General features: G+C 72.8%; 15 protein-coding genes. 4 read left to right on the top strand and 11 right to left on the bottom strand.

The features are described from left to right. The first annotated feature begins 62 nt into the window (after window positions 1-62). Window positions 63-968: an alpha/beta fold hydrolase gene (locus tag ACTWJ8_RS01325; RefSeq protein ID WP_443262450.1), complete on the top strand. Its 906-nt coding sequence runs from the start codon at window positions 63-65 to the stop codon at window positions 966-968. On the opposite strand, the gene ACTWJ8_RS01330 is transcribed toward ACTWJ8_RS01325, so the two are convergent. Genes ACTWJ8_RS01330 through ACTWJ8_RS01350 form a run of 5 tightly spaced genes read right to left on the bottom strand, consistent with a single transcriptional unit; the run spans window position 962 to window position 5,419 of the window. Next, window positions 962-1,789, bottom strand: coding sequence for an SCO6745 family protein (locus tag ACTWJ8_RS01330; protein WP_443262451.1), 828 nt, complete (start codon window positions 1,787-1,789; stop codon window positions 962-964). The genes ACTWJ8_RS01325 and ACTWJ8_RS01330 overlap by 7 nt on opposite strands. 42 nt (window positions 1,790-1,831) lie before the next feature. Beyond that, window positions 1,832-2,857: an NAD(P)-dependent alcohol dehydrogenase gene (locus tag ACTWJ8_RS01335; RefSeq protein WP_443262452.1), complete on the bottom strand. Its 1,026-nt coding sequence runs from the start codon at window positions 2,855-2,857 to the stop codon at window positions 1,832-1,834. Continuing rightward, entirely contained in the window at window positions 2,854-3,573 is a 720-nt protein-coding gene (locus ACTWJ8_RS01340) for a metal-sulfur cluster assembly factor (protein ID WP_443262453.1), read from the bottom strand. The genes ACTWJ8_RS01335 and ACTWJ8_RS01340 overlap by 4 nt, the downstream gene beginning before the upstream one ends. Before the next feature lies 1 nt (window position 3,574). Continuing rightward, window positions 3,575-4,576, bottom strand: a complete 1,002-nt coding sequence (locus ACTWJ8_RS01345) for an amidohydrolase family protein (RefSeq protein WP_443262454.1) — start codon at window positions 4,574-4,576, stop codon at window positions 3,575-3,577. 48 nt (window positions 4,577-4,624) lie between these two features. Then, entirely contained in the window at window positions 4,625-5,419 is a 795-nt protein-coding gene (locus ACTWJ8_RS01350; RefSeq protein WP_443262455.1) for an acetoin reductase, read from the bottom strand. A 219-nt stretch (window positions 5,420-5,638) separates the two neighbouring features. Between ACTWJ8_RS01350 and ACTWJ8_RS01355 the strand changes: the two genes are divergently transcribed. Beyond that, window positions 5,639-7,408 (top strand): sigma-54-dependent Fis family transcriptional regulator, encoded by a 1,770-nt coding sequence (locus ACTWJ8_RS01355; RefSeq protein ID WP_356382071.1) that lies wholly within the window; start codon window positions 5,639-5,641, stop codon window positions 7,406-7,408. 282 nt (window positions 7,409-7,690) lie between these two features. Here the strand turns inward: ACTWJ8_RS01355 and ACTWJ8_RS01360 are convergent, their stop codons facing one another. After that, window positions 7,691-9,109: a DEAD/DEAH box helicase gene (locus tag ACTWJ8_RS01360; protein WP_443262456.1), complete on the bottom strand. Its 1,419-nt coding sequence runs from the start codon at window positions 9,107-9,109 to the stop codon at window positions 7,691-7,693. A gap of 397 nt (window positions 9,110-9,506) precedes the next feature. On the opposite strand from ACTWJ8_RS01360, the gene ACTWJ8_RS01365 reads away from it, so the two are divergent. Both ACTWJ8_RS01365 and ACTWJ8_RS01370 read left to right on the top strand, forming a co-directional pair. Then, entirely contained in the window at window positions 9,507-9,800 is a 294-nt protein-coding gene (locus ACTWJ8_RS01365; RefSeq protein ID WP_443262457.1) for a hypothetical protein, read from the top strand. A 225-nt stretch (window positions 9,801-10,025) separates the two neighbouring features. After that, the gene (locus ACTWJ8_RS01370) at window positions 10,026-10,664 is read left to right on the top strand and encodes a phosphatase PAP2 family protein (RefSeq protein WP_443265156.1); all 639 of its coding nucleotides are present in this window, start codon (window positions 10,026-10,028) and stop codon (window positions 10,662-10,664) included. A 3-nt stretch (window positions 10,665-10,667) separates the two neighbouring features. Here the strand turns inward: ACTWJ8_RS01370 and ACTWJ8_RS01375 are convergent, their stop codons facing one another. The 5 genes from ACTWJ8_RS01375 to ACTWJ8_RS01395 all read right to left on the bottom strand — a co-directional run bounded on the left by ACTWJ8_RS01375 (window position 10,668) and on the right by ACTWJ8_RS01395 (window position 16,014). After that, window positions 10,668-11,933 carry a glutamate-1-semialdehyde 2,1-aminomutase gene (locus ACTWJ8_RS01375; RefSeq protein WP_443265158.1) on the bottom strand — a complete coding sequence of 422 codons (1,266 nt, stop codon included), beginning with the start codon at window positions 11,931-11,933 and terminating at the stop codon, window positions 10,668-10,670. Between the two features lie 94 nt (window positions 11,934-12,027). Beyond that, window positions 12,028-12,579: a dTDP-4-dehydrorhamnose 3,5-epimerase gene (gene rfbC, locus ACTWJ8_RS01380; RefSeq protein ID WP_356382063.1), complete on the bottom strand. Its 552-nt coding sequence runs from the start codon at window positions 12,577-12,579 to the stop codon at window positions 12,028-12,030. Further along, complete coding sequence (locus ACTWJ8_RS01385; protein WP_443262458.1) at window positions 12,576-13,784, bottom strand: polysaccharide pyruvyl transferase family protein; 1,209 nt, start codon at window positions 13,782-13,784, stop codon at window positions 12,576-12,578. The genes rfbC and ACTWJ8_RS01385 overlap by 4 nt, the downstream gene beginning before the upstream one ends. Further along, on the bottom strand, window positions 13,781-14,728 hold the full coding sequence (locus ACTWJ8_RS01390; RefSeq protein WP_443262459.1) for a glycosyltransferase family 2 protein: 948 nt from the start codon (window positions 14,726-14,728) through the stop codon (window positions 13,781-13,783). The genes ACTWJ8_RS01385 and ACTWJ8_RS01390 overlap by 4 nt, the downstream gene beginning before the upstream one ends. After that, complete coding sequence (locus tag ACTWJ8_RS01395; RefSeq protein WP_443262460.1) at window positions 14,725-16,014, bottom strand: hypothetical protein; 1,290 nt, start codon at window positions 16,012-16,014, stop codon at window positions 14,725-14,727. The genes ACTWJ8_RS01390 and ACTWJ8_RS01395 overlap by 4 nt, the downstream gene beginning before the upstream one ends. Between the last annotated feature and the right edge of the window lie 4 nt (window positions 16,015-16,018).

Here is a 16,018-nt window from a genome sequence, read left to right on the forward strand (position 1 = left end):
CCCCGTCAGCCGGTGTTCGTTGGGCTTGGTGACCGTTGCCCTGATCGAGGAGTCACCTGCTCATGCCTGAGGAATACGTGCGTCGGCTGCAGTTCAAAGGGTTCGCCTACGAGTGCCGAGTCGTGGAGAACCCCGCTCCTCGGACCGAGCCCATCGTGCTGCTGGGCGGCTCCTTCCAGGACATGTACGCCTTCCGGCGCCTGGAGAAACCGTGGACGGAGCTGGCGACGGTCATCACGGTCGACCTGCCCGGGTCCGGCGCGGCCGACGATCTGCCGGCCGAGTACGGCTTCGACTTCCTCGCCGAGGTCCTCGGTGACCTGCTCGACCAGCTGGAGCTCACGTCGGTGAACCTGTTCGCCGCCTCGTACGGTGTGCCGATCGGGTACCGCCTGACGCAGCGGCGGCCGGAGCGGGTGAAGCGGCTGATGCTGGCCGGTGCCTCGATGGAGTACCCGGCCGAGTGCCGCACCGCGCTGCGGGCGATGGTGGACAGCCTCGCGGCCGGTGACATCTCCTCCGCCTACGGCCGGGTGACGGTCGAGGCGCTGATGGCCCACCCGGACCGGCCCGTCCGCAAGCGTGCGGTCACGGCGCGGCTGCTGGCGGCCACGATGAGCGCCGTCACCGAGGCGGACGTGCCCCGGCACGTGGCCATCCTGGAGCGGGTCCTCGCCACTCCGGGGCTGCCCCCGGGCGGCATCCCGGACGTGCCGGCGCTGTGCTTCACCGGCGAGTACGACACGTTCTCCACCCCGGACCGTGTGCGCGAAGTAGCCGCAACGATTCAGCACGGGCAGTTCGCGCTCATCCGCGAGTCCGACCACCTGCCGAACCTGGAGCGCGGCAAGGAGTTCTCCCAGCTGGTCGCCGACTGGTTCACCGACCGGCCGATCGACACGCACGACTTCCTGACCGAGATCGAACACCCGGCCGCCGACCGGGTGCCGGTCGGCGCCGCTCACTGAGAGCCGGCCGCCACCAGTCGCGCGGTGATGGGCTCGAGCTCGGCGACCAGTTCGTCGAGCTCCTCCGGCGTGAGGGCGTCGTAGGGCGCGGTGGCGAGCTCGTCCGTCAGGTCCTCGATGCGCTGCTTGGTGGCGCGCCCCGCCTCGGTGAACCGCCCCTCGGCGTCGACGAGTCCGCGCCCGCGCAGCCCGGCCATGACCTCGGCGAGCCGCTCCTTCGGCAGGTGGTGGATGCGTCCGAACGACTCGGGCGGATCGATGCCCATGTCCAGGGCGGACAGGACATGGGACTCCGTCCCTCCGATGCCCGCGCCGACGAGCGCGGCGATGTGCCCGTCGGCGCGGTGCTCGCGCAGCACGGTCGCGGAGTGCCACAGCCGGGCGACCGGGTCGTCCGGCACCGGCAGCGCCCGCATCCCGGCGTACATCACGCGGCCCGCGACGGGCGCGCCCTGCGCCGCCTTGGTGGTCAGGTCGGCGGCGCGCGCCAGCCCCGGTGAGCCGGCGAGCTCGGGTCCCACGATCCGTCGGAGGGAGGCCGCGCTGCCCCGCTCCCGCGCGGCCAGGGACGCCTCGGGCGGGATCGTCTCCCAGGCGCTCGGGATGTGCCGCGCGACCTCTCCTTCGGCGAAGCTGTAGAACGCCGCGTCCACCACCTCGGCCGGCACCCGGCCGAGCGGCGCCGCCCTACTGGCGAAATAGCCGTCCCAGTAGGTGGGGTGGCCGAGCGCGGCCAGCTCCTCGTTGCACTCGTCCGCGAAGAACGTGACGAGACAGATCGGCTCCAGGAGCTCGAACATGCGACGGGCGGTGTGCGTCATGAGGCACATCATGCCCGCGGTCCCGTCCGCCGCGCGCGCCCTTCACGGCGTGAGGATCGCCCGCCCCCTGATCCGGCCGCTCTCCAGGTCGTCGAGTGCGTCCTGGAAACGGTCGAGGGGGTACTTCGCGGTGTGCAGGCGGACCCGGTCCTGGGCGGCGAGGACCATGAGTTCGCACAGGTCGTTGTAGGAGCCGACGAGGTTGCCGATGAAGTTGATCTCGGCGGAGATGATGTCGATGGTCGGTACGTCGATGTTCTCGCCGTAGCCGACGACGTGGTAGTCGCCCGCCTGTCGGAGCATGCCGACGCCGTCCCTGGTGGAGCCGCCCTCGCCGACGAAGTCGATGACGGTCTCGGCGCCCTGACCGCCGGTCAGCTCCCGCACCCGGTCGACGTGCCCGCCGTCCGCGACGACGCCGTGGTCGGCGCCGATCGACACCGCCAGGTCCACCGCCTCCGGGTTGCGGTCGACGACGACGAGTTCGGCGGCGGTGAGCGCCTTGAGGACCTGGACGCCGATGTGTCCGAGCCCGCCCGCGCCGATCACGACGCACCGGTCCCCCGGGCGCAGCCTGCGGGCCGCCTTCGCCGCGGCGTGATACGCCGTCAGGCCCGCGTCGGCGAGCGCCGCGACGTCCGCCGGTTCGAGGGAGTCGTCGATGCGCACGACACTGCGCGCGGACGTCTTCAGGTACTCGGCGTACCCGCCCGCGGTGTCGATGCCGGGGAACTGGTTGTTCGCGCAGTGCACGTCGTCGCCCGCCCGGCAGGCCCGGCAGAGGCCGCAGGTGATGAGCGGGTGCACGATGACCTTGTCGCCCTCGGAGACGTTGGTGACGGCGCTGCCGACGGCGTGCACCCAGCCGGCGTTCTCGTGCCCGATCGTGTAGGGCAGCTTCACGCCGGACTTCTCGGCCCACTGTCCTTCGAGGATGTGGATGTCGGTGCGGCACACGCCGGCGCCGCCGATCCGCACGATGACGTCGAACGGGCCGGTGACCTCGGGCTCCGGTACATCGGTCAGTTCGAGGGGCCGGTCGTATCCCACGACCTGTACTGCCTTCACGAGACGCTCTCCTTCGATGGGTCGGCCGCGGAGTGCGGATAGCGGGTGCGGAGCAGGCCCCGGCAGAAGTGCGCGTTGCCGTCGATGGAGACGCGGACGGCGCGGGCGAAGCGGAGCCGCAGCGGGATGTCGCCGGGCGGGACGCGGCTGCCGTCCTCCTGCACGAGGGCCGGTTCGGTGGGTGCCACGCCGAGGCCGAGCGCGGCGCGGCGTCGCAGCAGGGCGCGGGTCGCCACGGCGTCGGGCAGGTCGCCGAGGACGACGGCGTGCAGGTCCTCCTCGGCGAGGTCGGGCCGCTCGCGCAGCAGGAGCGTCAACGCCCGTTCCATGGCGGCTGCGTGGGCCTTGCGGCGGAACGTGAGGCGCAGCGCCTCCAGGTCCTTCTCGGCCTCGGCGCCGAACGTGCCCCGGTATCCGGCGTCGGCGGCGAGCCCGCGGTTGATGAGGTCCGAGTCGTGGTGGTCGTCGAGCTGCACGACGACCTCGCGGGTCCAGTCCAGTGCCGTCAGCGCGTCCTTGGCATCGGAGGCCATCAGGTACGCGAAGTTCGGCGAGCAGAAGGAGGTGGGCAGCCGGAGTCGCACGGTGAGCGCGCCGTCGGGGGTGAGGGTCACGGAGCGTACGAAGCCGAGGTCGGTGATGGGTTCGTCGAGCTCGGGATCGAGGACGGTGTCGAGGGCGGCGAGGGCCGACGCCTCGCGGGACGCGGCGGGCATGTCAGGCCGCCGCCGGGGTGTCGAGGCCGAGTCCGGCCGGGACCTCGATGTCGTACATCGCCGCCGCGTTGAGGCCGAGGATCTTCTTCTTCTGCGCCACGGTGAGCGGCGCGTACTCGGGTGTCATGTCCTCGGGGATCTGGAAGTCGACGAACCGCTCGATGAGCCAGCGCGGCGTCCACAGCGCGTAGTCGCTGGAGAACTGGATGCGGTCCTCGTCGAGCCAGTACAGCAGCTCGCCGATGATCTGCGCGAAGTAGCGCGGGCGGCTGTGGATGAACGGGATGGCGACCGCGAGTCCCGCGTGCACATTGGGTTCCTGCGTGGCGATCCAGCAGAAGTCCTCGAGGCGCGGCAGCCCGCAGTGCTCCACGACGAAGTTCATGCCGGGGAACCGGGTGGCCGCCTTGTCGACGTCGGCGACGTCGAAGGCGTCCCGGTCGAGCGGCCGGATCGTGGGCCCCTTGTGGATGTGGATGTTGTTGATGCCGAGTTCCTGGCACACCTCGAGATAGCGGTACGTCCACGGGTCGTCGAGCTTGTAGCCGCGGCTGTCGCCCTTCCACTCGGCGGTGTAGAGCTTGACGCCCTTGAGCTGGAACCGCTCGGCGTCACGCCGCAGTTGATCGAGGCCCTTCTGCTCGTAGCGCGGGTCCCAGGAGTGGTTGTACGTCAGCTTGTCCGGGTGTTTCCGGGTGAGCGCGAAGGCCTCCTCGGTCTGCCCGAAGCCGTTGCGGTAGAAGGCTCCGAGGCGGGCCGGCTGGAAGATGGCGTGGTCGACGTAGCCGTCGACGAAGAGGTCCTTCATGAGCCGCTCGCCGCCCTGGTAGAGGTACTCCTCGTACGACCAGAGCTCGGACTCGGGGCTCAGGTTGCGGTGGTAGTCGTAGAAGCAGTCGATGAACTGCTTTCCGTGGATGTTGAGTTGATTCTCCGGTCGCGCGTCCCAGAGCGCGACGTGGGCGTCGACGATGAAGTAGTTCTCGCCGTCCTTGGAGTACATCTCTCTCCTCAGTTCACGCGTGCGCGGTCGATGGCTGCCGTGGCGGCGTCAGGAGAACTGGATGCCGCCGTCGATCATCACGGACTGACCGGTCATGTAGTCGGAGTCCGGCGAGGCCAGGTACGAGACGAAGGAGGCGACGTCGGCGGGCTCCTCGACGCGGCCGAGCGCGATGGCCTCCGCGTACTTCTTGATGGCTCGCCCCTTCTCCAGGCCCTCCTCCGCGGCGAGGCGTTCGTCGATGAGGTCCCACATGTCGGTGCCGACGATGCCGGGGCAGTACGCGTTGACCGTGATGCCGTGCTTGGCCCACTCCATGGCCGCGGCCTGCGTCAGCCCGCGCACGCCCCACTTCGACGCCGAGTAGCTGCCGAGCAGCGCGAAGGGGCGGTACGCGACGATGGACGCGGCGCCGATGATCTTTCCGCCGCCGCCCTGGGCGATCATCTGGCGCGCGGCGGCCTGGTAGGAGAGGAAGACGCCGCGCAGGTTCACAGCCATGATCTGCTCGAACTCGTCGAGGCCGGTCTCCAGGAGCGGGGTGACGCGGGCGATGCCTGCGTTGGCGACGTAGACGTCGACCCGGCCGAAGCGGCCCGCGACCTCGTCGACGAGCGCATCGGTCTGCTCCTTGCTGGTCACGTCGGCGTGCACGGCGAGGGACCTGCGGCCGGTCTTCTCGATCGCGGCGGCCACCTCGCCCAACTCGCCCGCCATGGAGGGCAGGTCGGCGACGGCCACGTCGAGTCCGTCCTGGGCGAGCCGCTCGGCGATGCCCCGGCCGATGCCGCGGGCGGCGCCGGTGACGATGGCGGTACGGGGTGCGGTGGTGGCGGACGTCATGGCTTGCTCCTGTGCTCGACGGGAGGCATCCGCACCCTTCGTGCGGCGCCGGATTCCAGCCTGCGGGCGGCGGGGGCCGTCGAGTTTTTCAATGTGGAACACACCGGGCCGACGAGCGGGGCCGCGGCGTCCGAACCGCGCGGGAAGTCTTGGCGAACAGCACCTTGTCGGGTACAAACACCTTCGTAATACGGCGGAAACACGCCCATCGGAGTGGCCATGCTCAGTGACATCTCGGAGCGGGACCGGACCATCGCGCGGGCGCGTCTTCAGTTCCTCACCAACGCCGAGCCGCCCGCGCCGATCGTGCCCGAGGGCATCCGCAACTCCTGGCAGCGGTCCAAGCACCTGGGGGTCGGCACGGACGAGGTCGTCGTCCCCTACCAGCCGGACTACGACCGGGAGAGCCGGCTCGTGCGCGCCGCGACGCCGGTCCTCGACCGCCTCGAGCAGGCGCTCGCGGGGTCCGACGCCTGTGTGATCGTGACGGACCGCAAGGGCTGGGTGCGCGACCGGCGCGTCGGCGAGAAGCGGCTCTCCGCGCACCTGGACCGCATCCATCTGGCGCCGGGCTTCAACTACGCGGAGCAGTTCGTCGGCACGAACGGCATCGGCGTCGCGTTGGAGGAGCGCAGGCCCAATGTGGTGTTGGGCACCGAGCACTTCAACGAGCGTTTGCAGGGCGTCTCCTGCGCCGCGGCGCCGATCCGCAACTCGGTGACCGGGCGCGTCGAGGGCGCCATGAACCTGACATGTTGGAACGGTCCGGCGCGCACGCTCATGGCGGCTCTCGCGCAGGAGGCGGCGGGCGACGTCGAGCGGGTGATGTACGAGTTCAGCAGTTCGCACCAGCGGGCGCTGCTCGAGGCGTTCCAGCAGGTGAGCCACTACGGCGACCGGCCGGTGCTCTGTCTCGGCCAGGATCTGGTGCTCGCCAACTCGGCGGCGTCCGCGCGGCTCACCGGGGACGACCACCGGCTGCTGCACGAGGCCGCGGCCGACCTCGGGCACGCGCCGCGCGCCCGCAGGCCGGTGCGGCTGTCCGGCGGGGAGACGGTGCTGATGCGCTGCCGCCAGGTGGACAGCTCGGCGGGGGCGGCCGGGTATCTGCTGGAGCTGGCCTTCACGGATGTGCCCGACGACGCGTCCCGTCCCGCGGCGCGCGCGGCGCGGGACGCCAACCGGCCGTGGCCGCTGCCGGGCCTCGCCGGTTCCGTCCCGGCGTGGAACACGGTCGCCCGTACGGCGTCGCGCTGTGCCCGGGAGCGGACGCCGCTGCTGCTGCACGGCGAGCCAGGCACCGGGAAGTCGGCGCTGGTCGGCGCCGCGCATGCGCTGACGGGAGCGGCCTCGGTGCCGGTCGTCGTGGACGCCGGGCCCGGCCTCCCGACGGCGCTGCGGGAGACGGCCACTGGGCCCGGCCGCGCCCTTGTCGTACGCGGCATCGACGCCGTGCCGCCCGAGGACTGCGCCACCGTGGCCCGCGCCCTGGAGTCCGCCGCGACTCAGGGCACCTGGGTCGTCGGCACCGCCCGCGACCCGCACGGGGTACCGGAGCCGCTGCGGTCCTGCTTCGCCGAGGCAGCAGCGGTCCCCGCCCTGCGGCACCGGCTCGACGACCTCCCGGCACTGGTCGAGTGTCTGATCCGGCGGATCGGCGCGGGCGTCGCATGCGCGCCGGAGGTGCTGCCGCTGCTGCGCAGGAACGACTGGCCCGGCAACGTACGACAACTGGAGCAGACCCTGCGCGAGGCCGCAGCAGGACGCCGCACCTACCGCATCGAGGCGCGGGACCTGCCACCGTCCCTGCACAGCACGGGCGGCCGCAGGCTCAGCGCGTGGGAGGCGTCGGAGCGGGACACGCTGGTGCAGGCGCTGCTCGACGCGGAGGGGAACAAGCTCCTCGCGGCGCAACGGCTCGGCATCTCACGGACGACGATCTACCGGAAGATGCGCGCGTACGGCATCTCCCTGCCGACGCGCGGCTGACGGAGATCCGGGGGGGGCAGCCGCAGGCAGCTTCCGGACCTCACTCGTCTCCCGTCCCGGTCAGCCGCCGCGGCGGACGCGAGCGGCTTTGCGGGGCCCCTCCGCCGAATTCCGGGACACGCGGCCGCTTCCGCGGCGCCTCCCTGCCCACGCGGGGCCAACGGGGCCCGAGTCAGCCGCCGGCGACATCGCGGACCCCCACCGCATTCCGCAACCCACCGCCGCCCCCACGGCGTCTCCCTGCCTACGCCCGGACGACCGGAGGGTGCGTGCGGGTTCCGGTCAGCCGCCGCGGCGGACGCGGGCCGCCTTGCGGGCCTCTGCCAGTTTGCGGGCCTCGGTGGTCTTGCGGGAGCCGCGGCCGCCGCCCGAAGCGGAGCCGGTCTTCGGGTTCTTGGTGGTGCCCAGGCCTCGGAACGGGGCGTTCTGGTTCTTCGGGCGCGCCGCGGGGCCGCCGTCGAGGGGCTTGCCGGACGGGGCGCGGGCGCCGGTGATGCGGCTCAGCTCCGCCTCCCCCGAGCGCACCTTGGTGACCTTGGCGGTGACCTCGGCGTCGGCGAGGACCTGGCTCGTCTCGCGGCGCTGTCCGGACAGGGCGAGGGTCACGACCGTGCCGGAGCGGCCCGCGCGGGCGGTGCGGCCCGCCCGGTGCAGGTAGTCCTTGGGGTCGGTGGCCGGGTCGACGTTGACGACGAGGTCGAGGTCGTCGACGTGGAGGCCGCGCGCGGCGACGTTCGTCGCGACCAGGGCGGTGATCTCGCCGTTCTTGAACTGGGCGAGGGTCTTGGTGCGTTGCGGCTGGGCCTTGCCGCTGTGCAGGGCCGCGGCGGGGACGCCGCTGGCCCGCAGGTGCCGGGTGAGCTGGTCGACGCCGTGCTTGGTGTCGAGGAACAGCAGGACGCGCCCGTCGCGCGCGGCGATCTCCGTGGCGACGGACCAGCGGTCGGGGCCGTGCACGACGAGGACGTGGTGCTGGATGGTGGTGACGGCGCCGCCGGACGACGGGTCGACGGAGTGCTCGGCGGGGTCGTGCAGGTAGTCCCGCACGAGGCGGTCGACGTCGCCGTCGAGGGTGGCGGAGAACAGCATGCGCTGCCCGTCGGGGCGCACCTGGTCGAGGATCTCGGTGACCTGGGGCAGGAAGCCCATGTCGCACATCTGGTCGGCCTCGTCGAGGACGGTGATCCGCACCCGGTCGAGCCGGCAGCCCTTGCGCCCGATGAGGTCGTGCAGGCGGCCCGGCGTGGCGACGACGACCTCGGCGCCGTCCTTCAGCGCAGCGGCCTGCCGCCCGATGGACACGCCGCCGACCACGGTCGCGAGCCGCAGCTTCAGCGCCAGCGCGTATGGGGTGAGGGCCTCGGCGACCTGCTGCGCCAGCTCACGGGTCGGTACGAGGACGAGGGCGACGGGCTCCTTGGGCTGCGCGCGGCGTCCGGCGATGCGGGAGAGCAGGCCGAGGCCGAAGGCGAGGGTCTTGCCGGAGCCGGTGCGGCCCCGGCCGAGGACGTCGCGCCCAGCGAGCGCGTCGGGAAGCGCGGCCGCCTGGATGGGGAAGGGCTTGGTGACGCCGTGCTCGTCGAGCGTGCGCAGGACGGCGGCCGGGAGGCCGAGTTCCGCGAAGGACGCCGCCTGGGTCGCGGCCGGGGCCGGCCCGGGGTCGTCCTGCTGCCGGGGGTCGGGACGTACTGCTTCGCTCACCGTGAGCCTTCCTGCGAACGGACCGTACCGTGGAAGGCGCGGCGGGGAAGCGGCGGTCGGCGTGTGCGTCCGGCGGAGCACCGGCACCCTGGGGCCGCAAACGCCCCACCCTAGCACGCACCCCCTCCACACACCCTGTGACCTGGCCTTTTGCCGGTCCGTCAGCTGCTTGCTCGCGGCATCTCACGGTCCGCGGGCCACCCACACGCGCAATCGAGCCACGTACGTGTCTTCGATGCCCGGACGCGGCGGGGTCCACCGCACGGGTGCCGTCAGGCGTGCACGGGACGGTCGGGGGCAACGGCTGCAGCACGAGGGAGTGCGCGGCGCCCGCCGCGCCCCCAGGGCCCCCGCCGCCCCGCGGCCCGGGGTCCCGCCGAGGGAGGAAGGAACGCGCATGCCACTGGAGAGCCCGTCCCATTCGTCGGCCACGCTGGAGGCGTTGACACTTCTGCGCCGTGCTCTTCGGGACGGATACACGCCGGCGTCCCAGGCCCAGCTCGACTCGGCGGTCCTTCGTCTCAGAGACCGGTTCGGCGACGACGCCTCGGCCCACTGCGCGCTGCTGTGGGCGATGACGCACACCGCCGAGCTGAGCGTGGGTGTCGCGGCGCAGGCGTACGACCTGGACCCGGACTCCGTCCTCGACGAACTGACCGTCGGCCTGCGCCGCGTGGGGCACCGGCCGTGACGGTCACCCACCGCGCTCACCCGGCCCTGTCTTCCCCGTTTCAACTCTGCTCCCTCTCCGGTGAGTTGGCGGCACGCCGCGTGCGCCCGCCGGTTAAGGTCGCTGGAGACCGGTGCGGACACGACGGGGGGGCTCGCGGTGGATCACCTGGCAGGAGCAGGCCCGGAAGCGGGCCGGGACCGCCGCGGTCCCGAGGACGCCGCCCCCGGATCGAGGCCGCCAGCCGTGCTGCCTTCGGCGCTGCGTGCGCCGCTGGCCCTCACCGCGGCGGTCTGCGTGCTCGTCGTCGCCGTCATCGGCGTCATGTACGCGGGACACACCACGTTCGGGAGAGTGGACCGGTGGTTCGTGCTGCCGACGGACGACGCCGTCGCGCCGCCGTGGCGCGGGCTCGCCCTGACCGTCGACTTCCTCGGGGAGCCGGTGGGCGCGGCGGCGCTGGTCGCCGGGGCGGTGGTGTGGTGTCTGCTGCGGCGCAGGCCGCGCGCCGCGGTCCTCGTGGTGGTCGCGGTCGCCCTGACCGTGGGCACGGGGACCGTGCTCAAGTCGGTGGTCGACCGCACGATCCACGGGCCGGGCAACCTGTCGTACCCGAGCGGGCACACCGCCTTCCTCACCGCGCTCGCCCTGGTGGTGGCCCTGGTGGTGGCCGGTGGGCGGGGACTCGGGCGGGCGGCGGGGCTCGCGCTGTTCCTCGCCGCGGGGCTGCTGGCCGGCGCGGCGATGGGCTGGGCGGAGGTGGCGCTCAGCGCGCACTATCCGACGGACGCGGTGGGCGGCTGGTGCACCGCCCTCGCGGTGGTGCCCGCGGCGGCGTGGCTGGTCGACCGGGTCGCGGACTCCGGCCGACCGGCGCGCCGCTGAGGGTCAGGCCAGACGGCGGAAGACCGGCTTCACGGGGCGGCCCGCGAGCCACGGCGTGGGGTCACCGGCGTCGAGCGCCTTGCGGTACACCGCGCAGGCGTCGGCGACCACGTCGACGGTGCGCGCGATGTCCCCGTCGCCGAGCGCGCTGCTCACCACGAACGACGGGGCGAGCACCCCGCCCATGAGGAGCCGGCGCAGGAACAGCGTGCGGTACTGCTGCGACGGCTGCCCGTGCTCGTCGAGGGTGGCGAAGACCAGGTTGCTGGCCCGGCCCTTGACGAGGACGTGGTCGGCGACGCCCATGCCGGCCGCGGCCTCCCTGACCCCGGCGGCGAGCCGTTCGCCGAGGGTGTGCAGGCGGGCGCTGATGCCCTCCTCCACGTAGGTGCTCTGCACGGCCATCGCGGCGGCCAGGCAGTGGGTCTCCGCGCCGTGGGTCGTGGAGAGCAGGAAGACGCGCTCGTCGGAGTGGCGCAGTCCGCCGCGCTCCATCAGCTCGCGGCGTCCGGCGAGCGCGGACACCGCGAAGCCGTTGCCGAGCGCCTTGCCGAACGTGGAGAGGTCCGGGACGACGCCGTACAGGCCCTGGGCGCCGGCCTCCGACCAGCGAAGCCCGGTGATCATCTCGTCGAAGATCAGGACGCAGCCGTGCCGGTCGGCGAGGGCGCGCAGTCCGGCGAGGTAGCCGGGCGGCGGTTCGGTGTGCGAGGCCGGTTCGAGGATCAGGCAGGCGATGTCGCCCTCGTACCGCTCGAGGAGTTCCCCGGTGGCGGCCAGGTCCCCGTACGGGAAGGACACCGTGAGGTCGGTGGTGGTCTCCGGGATGCCCGCGGACATCGGGGTGGTGCCGATGAACCAGTCGTCGGTGGAGAAGAACGGGTGGTCGGCGCAGATCGCGACCCGTCGGCGTCCGGTGACGGCGCGCGCCAGGCGGACCGCGGCGGTGGTGACGTCGGAGCCGTTCTTCGCGAACTTGACCATGTCGGCGGTCGGCACGGTGGCGAGGAACCGTTCGGCGGCGTCGACCTCGATCATGGCAGGGCGCACGAAGTTGCTGCCGCGGTCGATCTCCCGCCGCACCGCCTCGTTCACGCGCGGGTGGGCGTGGCCGAGGCTGACCGAGCGGAGCCCGGAGCCGTACTCGATGTACCGGTTGCCGTCGACGTCCCACACGTGGGCGCCGCGGCCGTGGCTGATGACGGGCGCGAGGTGCTCGGGGTACTGGTCGTCGCCCTTGGCGTAGGTGTGGGCGCCGCCGGGGATCATGGCGTGCAGCCGCTCGTTGGCCGTGCGCGAGCGCGGGAGCTCGAAGCGTTCGGTGTCTACCGTGTCGGTCGTGTTCTCGGTGGGCACGTGTGCCTCAACTCCCCTTCTGCTTCAGGACCTCGGCGAGGCTCGGCGCCTTGCGGTCCCGCTCGGACATCGGGCCGACCGGGAGCGGCCACGGGATGGCGAGCTCCGGGTCGTCGTAGGCGATGGTCACGTCCTCGGACGGGTCGTGCGGCCGGTCGATGCGGTACGAGGTGTCGGCGGTGTCGCTGAGCGCCTGGAACCCGTGCGCGCATCCGGCCGGGATGTGCAGCGTCACCTGTGTGTCGCCGGAGAGTTCGAAGGTGGCGCGGTTGCGGTAGGTCGGCGATTCGGGCCGCAGGTCGACCACGACGTCGAAGATCCGCCCGTACGAGCAGCGGACCAGCTTGGCCTCGCCCTTGCCGGAGCGCAGGTGCATTCCGCGCAGCACGCCCTTGACGGAGCGGGACACGCTGTCCTGGACGAAGGCGTGCGGGTCGAGGCCCACGGAGCGGAGCACGTCGGCGTCGAAGGTGCGGCAGAAGAAGCCGCGTTCGTCGGCGTGCGGGGTGGGTTCGAGCAGGAACGCCCCGGCGATCTCCGGGACTTCGGTCAGTTTCATCGGTCCTCCGGACGCGCGGCGGCGTGGCTGGTCGGAAACAGTGCGGTGGACATCCGGGTGAGGTGGTCGGCGAGTTCGCGCGCGACGGCCTCGTTGCGCTCCGCCAGGGTCTGCCGCAGTTCGGTCGAGCGCTTCTCCAGGGCCCGGAACTGGTCGATCAGTCGGTCCGCGTCGACCTCGCGGGCGGAGTGGCAGTACGCGCCGAGGCCCATCCGTGCCATGAGGGCGTCGCTCTTGGCCGCGTAGGTGAGGGCGAGCGTGGGGGTGCCGGACTTCAGGGCGCAGATCAGGTTGTGGTAGCGGGTGGCGACCACGGTGTCGGCGGTCGCGGTCTCCCTCATCAGGTGGGTGAGGGAGGCCGGTTCGGCGGCGGTGACCTGCGGCGAGTCCACGGCGGCGCGGATCGCGTCGACGACCGTGGTGTCGCAGTCGTCTCCGGTGAGGAGGCGGACGCGGCGGCCGTCGTCGACGAGGTACCGGACGAAGCTGATCACGCCGTCGACGTAGCGGCGGTGGATCTCGTCGGCGCGGGCACGGTCGTCGTTGCCGCCGTGGAAGTCCATGACGCCGACGCAGACCGTGCCCTCCTGCCGGACGGTGCCCTCGGGTGTCGGCAGGGCGAACGCGAGGTCCGGGTGGACCATGTCGCGGGCGGTGCGCACGCCCATCGCGCGCATCGCGTCGCGGGACTGGGTGTCCCGGTACGAGCGGTGGGCGGCGAGCCGCGCCGACCAGCGCACGAGGGCGCGGGTCGCGGGGTCACGGATCGCGGCGGCGCCGACGCCGACGAGCGCGACCTTGGTGCCGAGCAGCCTGCCGCTCGCGCACAGCAGGAACAGGGAGTACGGGAAGCCCCAGGGCCGCAGCGGCAGGGTGGCCTCCAGGACGCCCATGCCGGGCACGATCACCACGTCGTGCCGGCGCACCCAGGCGGCGGTGCGGACGATGTCGACGAGCTTGCCGGCGCCCTTGGCCGCGACGGCGCCGACGCGGGACGCGGTGCGGTACTCGCCGCGGTTCCAGTGCAGCCGGGTCGCGGGAATGCCGTACCGGGCCGTGACGGTCTCGGGGCCACCGCACAGCGCGTCGACACGGGCGTCCGGGTGGGCCGTGCGCAGGTGATCGAGGACGGCTTCCAGTGAGCCGTCGTTGCCGAGATTGCCGGAGCCGAGCAGGCCGAACACCCCGACGCGCACGGGCGTCACGGCTTCCTGCCTTCGCGGCCCGCGACCAGGTCGTCGATGTTCACGTCGAGCTGGGCGGGGTCGACGGGGGCGCGGTCCTCGACCCGCTCCCCCGCGCCCGGCCTGGCCCTGCTGGTGGCCCACGCCGCCAAGTGCGTGTAGCAGGCGCGGCGTTCGGCCGATGACAGCGGGGCCCGCCGGATCGCGGACACGAATCCGAGGACGTACTCGGCGAGCAGGCGGGGCGTCGGGTGCAGCACGCCGGCGCGGCGCGGGTCGAGGTTGACGCAGCGGGAGCGCTTGGAGGGGTTGGCGCGCTCGGCGCGGGTCGGGTGGTCGCGGCGGAAGTACAGCAGCTCGGGCACCTGGTGGAAGGGGCCGTGCAGGCCGATCTCGGCGACGAAGGTGCGGTCGGCGTGGTGGTAGCTGTCGTGCGGCTTGACCTTGCGCAGCACGTCGGCGCGGATCACGCCGTAGAAGTCGTCGCCGCCGGGCTCGAAGAGCATGCTGCGGAAGCGCTCGGGGGCGCGTGGCGAGTCGGTGTTCAGGGTGTACGCGTACGGCACCTTGACCTTGCCGTCCTCGTCGATGACGGCCTGGTCGGCGTGGGCGAGGATCACCTCGGGGTGCTCGTCGAGGGCCTGGACGCAGCGGCGCAGCAGGTCGCGGGCGTACAGGTCGTCGTGCGAGGCCCACTTGAAGAGTTCGCCGCGGCACTGCGTGAACACGTAGTTGTGGTTGGGGGCGGCGCCGATGTTGCGGGGCAGCCGGATGTAGCGGATCCGCTGGTCGCGCCCGGCGTAGTCGCGGCAGATGTCCTGCGTGCGGTCGGTCGAGGCGTTGTCGGTGATGACCAGCTCGAAGTCGTCGTACGTCTGGCCGAGCAGCGCGTCGAGGGACTCGGCCAGGTACTCCTCGCCGTTGTAGACGGGCAGGCCGATGCTCAGCCGGGGGTGGGCGGTCATGTGGTCCTCACTTCGGGGGTGTTGTGGCGGTGTGCGCGCAGGGCCGACCGCAGGTGCAGCCACCACACGGCGGAGCCGGTGACGGTCGCGGCGGCGACTCCCCAGGCGGAGCCGACCGTGCCGCCGACGGCCGCGCCGCCGAGCCCGCCGCCGACGTAGCAGGCGGAGGCGAACAGTTGGGAGCGCAGGCTGAGCCGGGCCGCGCCGAGCGCGCGCAGCCCGGCGGCGGCGCCGGTGCCGAGCCCGGCGCCCGCGACGCCGAGGGTGACGGGAACGATGAGCTGCGAGGAGGCGGCCCACACGTCGCCGAGGAGCAGCTCCCCCGCCCGGTCGGGGACAAGCAGCAGGGCCGCGCCCCACAGCAGCGCGGCGACAGCCTGCCCGCCGCCGAGCATCAGGCAGAACGTGCCGAGCCGGTGCGGGGCCCGCCGCAGCACGCGGGCCGCCTCGGAGACGGTGACCAGCGAGAGCCCCATCAGGACGGCCATGAACGGGCCGAGCAGCAGTTCGGCGCCGCGCACGACGCCGACCGCGCCGACGCCGACGATCACGCCGAGCCCGTAGGCCCGCAGTTGGGAGCCGCCGCTGTTGCTGACGTTCTCGAGGAGGTAGCGGGTGCCGAGGTCGCGGTGGTCACGCAGCCAGTCGCGGGCCCCGGTGAGCCGGGGCCGGATGCCGGACTGGAGGCAGCCGTACACGGCGGCGACCGCGGCGGAGCCGCCCCAGGCGAGCACGAACGCGGGCACGCCGCCGACGCGGGCCGCCAGGAGCAGGGCCGGGACCAGCGCCACGCACCACACGATGTCGTTGACGAAGGCCTTGCGCCCCGCGCCCGCCGCGAAGAACGCGAACCGCCAGGAGTCCTGGAGCAGCAGACCCGGCAGGACGACGCCGAGGCAGGCGAACGCGGTCCCCACCTGGTCGCCGACGGCGAGGCCGACGACCAAGGACGCCGCTCCGAGCGCGATGCCGACGCCCAGGGCGGTGCCCGACGCGCGTGCCACCGCACCGCGCCACGAGGCGTCGGACACGCCGCTGAAGCGCACCACGAGCGGGTCGGTGGCGAGCCCCCGCGACACGTTGAGCACCACGCCGTACGTCACCCAGGCCAGGCTGAACACGCCGAACGCGGTCACGCCGAGCGAGCGGGCGACATAGATGCCCACCGCGAAGTTGGACACGCTGGAGGCGGCCTGGTCGGCGAGCCCCCAGGACAGCCGACCCGCGAGGGCCCGCCGGGCGGATCCGGCGGTCGGTCCGGTCGTCTTCTCCTCCTCGGTGGTCATCGGC

Origin of the sequence: Streptomyces sp. SDT5-1, assembly GCF_052245995.1 — a bacterium.
In the GTDB taxonomy this organism is placed as follows: domain Bacteria; phylum Actinomycetota; class Actinomycetes; order Streptomycetales; family Streptomycetaceae; genus Streptomyces.

What these genes read in the sequence shown, in the direction of transcription:
- ACTWJ8_RS01325 (WP_443262450.1), top strand. Translation starts at nt 63, where the DNA reads ATGCCTGAGGAATACGTGCGTCGGCTGCAGTTCAAAGGGTTCGCCTAC.
- ACTWJ8_RS01330 (WP_443262451.1), bottom strand. Translation starts at nt 1,789, where the DNA reads ATGACGCACACCGCCCGTCGCATGTTCGAGCTCCTGGAGCCGATCTGT.
- ACTWJ8_RS01340 (WP_443262453.1), bottom strand. Translation starts at nt 3,573, where the DNA reads ATGCCCGCCGCGTCCCGCGAGGCGTCGGCCCTCGCCGCCCTCGACACC.
- ACTWJ8_RS01345 (WP_443262454.1), bottom strand. Translation starts at nt 4,576, where the DNA reads ATGTACTCCAAGGACGGCGAGAACTACTTCATCGTCGACGCCCACGTC.
- ACTWJ8_RS01350 (WP_443262455.1), bottom strand. Translation starts at nt 5,419, where the DNA reads ATGACGTCCGCCACCACCGCACCCCGTACCGCCATCGTCACCGGCGCC.
- ACTWJ8_RS01355 (WP_356382071.1), top strand. Translation starts at nt 5,639, where the DNA reads ATGCTCAGTGACATCTCGGAGCGGGACCGGACCATCGCGCGGGCGCGT.
- ACTWJ8_RS01365 (WP_443262457.1), top strand. Translation starts at nt 9,507, where the DNA reads ATGCCACTGGAGAGCCCGTCCCATTCGTCGGCCACGCTGGAGGCGTTG.
- ACTWJ8_RS01375 (WP_443265158.1), bottom strand. Translation starts at nt 11,933, where the DNA reads ATGATCCCCGGCGGCGCCCACACCTACGCCAAGGGCGACGACCAGTAC.
- rfbC (WP_356382063.1), bottom strand. Translation starts at nt 12,579, where the DNA reads ATGAAACTGACCGAAGTCCCGGAGATCGCCGGGGCGTTCCTGCTCGAA.
- ACTWJ8_RS01390 (WP_443262459.1), bottom strand. Translation starts at nt 14,728, where the DNA reads ATGACCGCCCACCCCCGGCTGAGCATCGGCCTGCCCGTCTACAACGGC.
- ACTWJ8_RS01395 (WP_443262460.1), bottom strand. Translation starts at nt 16,014, where the DNA reads ATGACCACCGAGGAGGAGAAGACGACCGGACCGACCGCCGGATCCGCC.